Genomic DNA, 4,967 nt, shown 5'->3' with positions numbered 1-4,967 from the left:
ATGCCCCTTTTCTTGTTAACGCAATTACTCAGTAGCAAATCGCGCCACTGAAAACACCATACTTTTGCTCATGGTTAGCAGCAGAGAGACCGTGATAGAAAACTCCCAAAAACTCTCAGGTTTACACAATTCATTCATACTCCCTAACTTGCATGAATATTCTGCTTAGCGACAAGCAATAATTTTGCTTATGTTTTTATTGACCTATCTCAAATGAGAAGGGCTAATCAATATTATCCTTTTTCCTTTAGGATTGACTGAACTGTTTCACCAGACGTTGCAGGCTTTCTAGGCGTTCAACCAACAGGTTTGTGCGGTCTACGGAGGTGGATGATAGGGATTTAGTTAAGCGAATGGCTTCTTTCATTCGATGCACATGCTCAGTCATGCCCTGAGTCACCTGAACCTGCTCAGTAATGGCTTGTGAGGTACTGGTGCTTTGTTCGCCAATGGCTCCCAAATCATTCACAATCGCCTCAAAAGCCTCTTTACTTTTCTGGGACTTGGTGACGCTTAGCTCTGATGCGGTTATACCTTCTTCCATCAAGCTACCTGTCTTGTTTACGGTTGCCTGAAGCACTTCTATTTTCGAGCGAATATCATCGACAGAGGTGCTGGTTTTTCCTGATAGAGCGCGAACTTCATCAGCCACAACAGCAAATCCGCGACCGTGCTCTCCCGCTCTGGCGGCTTCTATTGCAGCATTGAGTGCCAGCAGGTTAGTTTGCTCGGCAATGCCTTGTATCATTTCCAGAATGGTTTCAATACCATCAACATCTGCGTAGAGCTGCTCAAGTGCCGTTTTAGAGTTATCAAGCTGCTGGCTAAGCACATGGACCGTTTCGACAGCCTCATCAATCGTCAGGCTTCCTTCCTCAGCTTTTATTTGAGCATTTTGGGCAAACTCAGAGCTTTGCTTAGCCTGATTAGCAACTTCATCAATGGAGGCCAGCATCTCTTCTGCGGAAACGGCCATAGCATCAGTAGCCGTATCTTGCTCACCCAGCTCTCTGTCGATGGCCTGACTGTTCGCTACTTCTTCAGTTGCGGCCTGAAGCAGGCTCTCCGACGTTTCATTGGCCCTTGCGGTAGCCGCCCGAAGCTCGGCCCGTTTCATCATCATTGCCAGTTCAATCCGGGAGATATCATCACAATACCCGGTGTAAGGCTGCTCCATGAGTGGGTTGTCATAGTGTGATTTAGCAAGTTTATTGACAGAAGCAAGGCGCTGCTTGAGCCTGAATGATGTGGCAGCTTGGATGGTGCAAAGTGGAATTAGTATCCACAGTGCCGCTGATAGCGGCAACACACCGAAGGCAAGTAACATAAGCGCTGTTAATTGGGTAATAAGCAGCCAAAAGTTTAGGCTTACCCACTTAATACGCCTTATGGAAACGGTGCCATTTCGAAGTTTTGCATAAAGTGAATAGGCTCTGGATATTTATTCATCGGTTGGTTGAGTCCGGACAGACTGGTATTCATAGACTTTACCGTCTTTATCCATAATAGGGGTAACAAAGGCGGATACCCAGTAATGACCAGTGCCTTTACATTTGTTTTTTACCAGCCCCATCCAGCTTTTACCCGATTGAATATACTCCCAGAGCTGACCAAATGCGGGTTTTGGCATATCACTGTGCCTAATGACATTATGGGGCTTACCGAGTAACTCCTCTTCTTCGTATCCGGCAATGCGGCAAAAATCCTCGTTACAATATGTAATGTGACTGTCTGCGGTCGTGGTAGATATCAGACTATCACTGTCTGAAAACCGAACTCTTTCATCTGACATAATACTTCTCAACTTCTTTATTGTTTGTTAGTTATTATTGAACAGCATGGCTGTTATATTTGTCTATAAATACTTCAAAATCTTCAATCGGTATGGGCTTGCTGTAAAGGAACCCCTGATAGACTCTACATCCTTCGTTTTCCAGAAACGCTCTCTGTTTTTCAGTCTCAACGCCTTCCGCTATTGCGTATAATCCTAGGGCCTCCGACATTGATATAATCGTTTTGACGATAGACTGGTCATTGACATCTGACTCTAAATCAACCACAAACGAGCGGTCAATCTTTAGCTGGCTTAGGGGGAGTCTTTTGAGATATCGAAGTGATAAGTATCCGGTACCAAAGTCATCCAGAGCAAAGTGCACACCTTTTTTTCTGAGGACGTTCATGGATGAAATCGTTTTATCCATATCATCGACCATCATCGTTTCTGTGAGCTCTAAACGTAGCTTGCCTCTTGGCAGGTGATACTTTTCGAGTAACTGACAAACCAGAGGTATGAACTGCGGATCATGAAACTGTCTGGCACTTACATTGACGGAAAGTGTCAGGTGTTGGGTTTCTGCTCTCTCCTGCCATAAACTCAACTGTTTACAGGCTGACTTGAGTACCCAGTTACCAAGGGGAACGATGAGCCCGGTTTTTTCTGCAAGAGAAATAAACCTATCAGGCCCAACCAAGCCTTTGTCAGTGTGTTGCCAGCGAACCAATGTTTCTGCCCCACGCACGTGTTTTTCTGGTTAACCTGAGGTTGATAGTGGAGAACAAATTCCTGCCCTTGAATCGCTTTTTGCAGGTCATCCTCCAACTGGGCGTGCTCCATGACTTCATTCTGCATTTGTGGGTCAAAGAAACAAACCGCGTTTTTTCCCGATTGTTTTGCCTTATACATAGCCATATCGGCCTGTTTTAAAAGTTCTGATTCGGTTTGCTTGCTATCAGAAAAGAGCGCAATACCAATGCTTACACCACTTTTATACTGGATATTTTGTAGCTGGTAGGTTTCAGCAAGTACGTCCGACAATTTTGTCGCCACAACTTCAGCCTGAGTGGCTGCATCCATAGAGTTGGCATCCAGACCGGGAAGAATGACAACGAATTCATCACCCGACAAACGGGCTAACGTATCACCATCGCGAATACACTGTCTGATGCGTAAGGCGACGTTCTTAAGAAGCGCGTCTCCATACTCATGCCCATGCTGGTCATTTATCTTTTTAAAATTATCAATATCTAAAAATAATAACGCATTGTTCTGGTTGCGGCGTTTGCAAGCCGCAATAGTCTGGTGCAGCCTGTCAAATAGTCGCCGTCGGTTTGGTAGCCCCGTTAATGAATCATAATGTGCGAACTCTGTGATTTGCTTTTCGCTGTCCTTACGCTGAGTTATATCCTGAACAAAGCCCGCTATCCTGTCGGGTGTTCCATCGTCATGATAGGTTACTCTACCACGGCACTCTATCCAGCGCTCTTTCCCATCGCTTGGCCGGATTATAGGATATTCAACATAATGCTCTTTTCCGGTCTGGAAACACTCCTGCATAGAGTTAAGGAAAGGGATATGGTAATCCTTATGCATGATGCTACAGAGCGAATCCGGGCTGGGGACAGAGCCTTCTGGCAGGCCAAACAGGTTAAATATCTCGGGAGACCAATCCGCCACTTCACTGTTGTAGCCGAGTGACCAGTAGCCAATCTGGGCATATTCCATCGCCTGTTGTAACCGAAGCTCGCTGTTTGAGAGTTTCGTCTGGGTGAGGTTCCCGTGTTTAAGTTCACGCATCAGGCGTAATGCGCTGGCACTTAAGTTTTTATACGAAGCAATAATGATGTTTATAATGGCTTTTGTTGAGTCCCGCATTTGCTCGTCAGTCCACTGGCGAGCTTCCTCAACAGACATGCCAGACTCGACGGCATTTACAAGCAAAGCCATGTGCTTATCACTTTCCAGAATATGAGCCGCCAGCAAACTGGCTAAAAAAGACAGTAGCTCTTCCAGCCACTGCTCTATTGGTATAATGTCTGACTTCAATTTGAACTCTTGTATGCGTTCAATAAAGCGACTATGGCTATCTCTATGACTGACAGTTTCATGGACATCAGGCAATATCGCTAGCCAATGGTTTTCTTCACTCTGGAAATGGTAGGCCGCGTAATCAACCAGTTCATCAATAATGCTGCGTAAAGGAGGCTCTTCCTGCTGAAAAATAATATGGTTTGCAACTTGATTAAGCAGGAAAACCAACTGTTTGTGCTGCTGGTCAATTTCGTCTATACCTGTGTTGAAACTGTCATTCCAAGGGAACATATCGATATGGTGCTGTCTGGTATGAAGATTTGTCATATCATCACGCCTCTTTTGCTAACACTTATAGGCTCATGATGGGTGATAACCTTCCCCGAAAGCCATTCTATTCCAGCTATCACTGCCTCATTCCTTTGTTTTCTCAGAGGTTGCCAACTTCTCACTACGTTTTTATTCCATTATTGTTTGTATTTCTATGATTAGTTTACCCTAATTATGAATGTAAAAAATCGCGTTAAGCCTTTATTTGAGGATAGACTGCAACAGGTTGACTTCTCTTTCGAGTAACCGATTTTTTTTACTGGTTTGTTCAGGTAATGATAATACCTGATAGTTACGGCGCTAGACCAAATAATTCTAGATTGAGAACAACGTTTGGCCTCTATTGTAAGTCCTTTTTGGCAATGGCTTTTTATTATATTCTTCTAACAGAATCGTCAGCGACAAAGCGAATTGCCTAGTTCTAGGTAAGAAAAAATGCTCCATTTTTATACAGACCGATTCTATCTTAGCTATCTGTATTATCAACTTTCATCGACCGTGAAAACTTCGAGCTATACCCAGTATTCTGGCGAAGAGGCCTTGCACAGCCCCATAACAGTTACACATTAGAAGAAAGTACGGTTTTTATAAGGGTTATTAGATTAAGGCTGTATGGGACAACCCCATTATGGGTGTTCAGGATTCTGCATACTTTGTCGAGAATCCTGAATAAAGTAAATCTGGTAACACAGTTCTCTGGTGCAAGGAATTGTCCATTTCCTGTCACGCCGACCATCGCCGACAACGGTGGTCTTTGACGTTTTAGGATGCCAGAAGTTATCCGAAGGGTAGAAATCAGCCCGTTACCGTAACTCGAAAATGTCCAAAA

At 44.3% G+C, this 4,967-nt stretch carries 4 protein-coding genes; all 4 read right to left on the bottom strand.

The annotated features are described in order from the left end of the window. Nucleotides 1–247: 247 nt before the first annotated feature. Nucleotides 248–1,327, bottom strand: a complete 1,080-nt coding sequence (locus tag SU60_RS06640) for a methyl-accepting chemotaxis protein (protein ID WP_245228383.1) — start codon at nt 1,325–1,327, stop codon at nt 248–250. A 114-nt stretch (nt 1,328–1,441) separates the two neighbouring features. Continuing rightward, complete coding sequence (locus SU60_RS22335; protein WP_245228382.1) at nt 1,442–1,792, bottom strand: PAS domain-containing protein; 351 nt, start codon at nt 1,790–1,792, stop codon at nt 1,442–1,444. A 34-nt stretch (nt 1,793–1,826) separates the two neighbouring features. Then, nucleotides 1,827–2,471, bottom strand: coding sequence for a putative bifunctional diguanylate cyclase/phosphodiesterase (locus SU60_RS21010; protein WP_245228381.1), 645 nt, complete (start codon nt 2,469–2,471; stop codon nt 1,827–1,829). Continuing rightward, complete coding sequence (locus SU60_RS21005) at nt 2,375–4,135, bottom strand: diguanylate cyclase domain-containing protein (protein ID WP_052481508.1); 1,761 nt, start codon at nt 4,133–4,135, stop codon at nt 2,375–2,377. Before SU60_RS21005 ends, SU60_RS21010 begins: the two co-directional genes overlap by 97 nt. Nucleotides 4,136–4,967 lie beyond the last annotated feature (832 nt).

Source organism: Vibrio mytili, assembly GCF_000830505.1.
Taxonomy (GTDB): Bacteria; Pseudomonadota; Gammaproteobacteria; order Enterobacterales; family Vibrionaceae; genus Vibrio; species Vibrio mytili.
This window is presented reverse-complemented; position numbering and strand designations above follow the sequence as displayed.

Coding starts and splice junctions, on each gene's coding strand:
- SU60_RS06640 (WP_245228383.1), bottom strand. CDS start 1,327: ATGTTACTTGCCTTCGGTGTGTTGCCGCTATCAGCGGCACTGTGGATA.
- SU60_RS22335 (WP_245228382.1), bottom strand. CDS start 1,792: ATGTCAGATGAAAGAGTTCGGTTTTCAGACAGTGATAGTCTGATATCT.
- SU60_RS21005 (WP_052481508.1), bottom strand. CDS start 4,135: ATGACAAATCTTCATACCAGACAGCACCATATCGATATGTTCCCTTGG.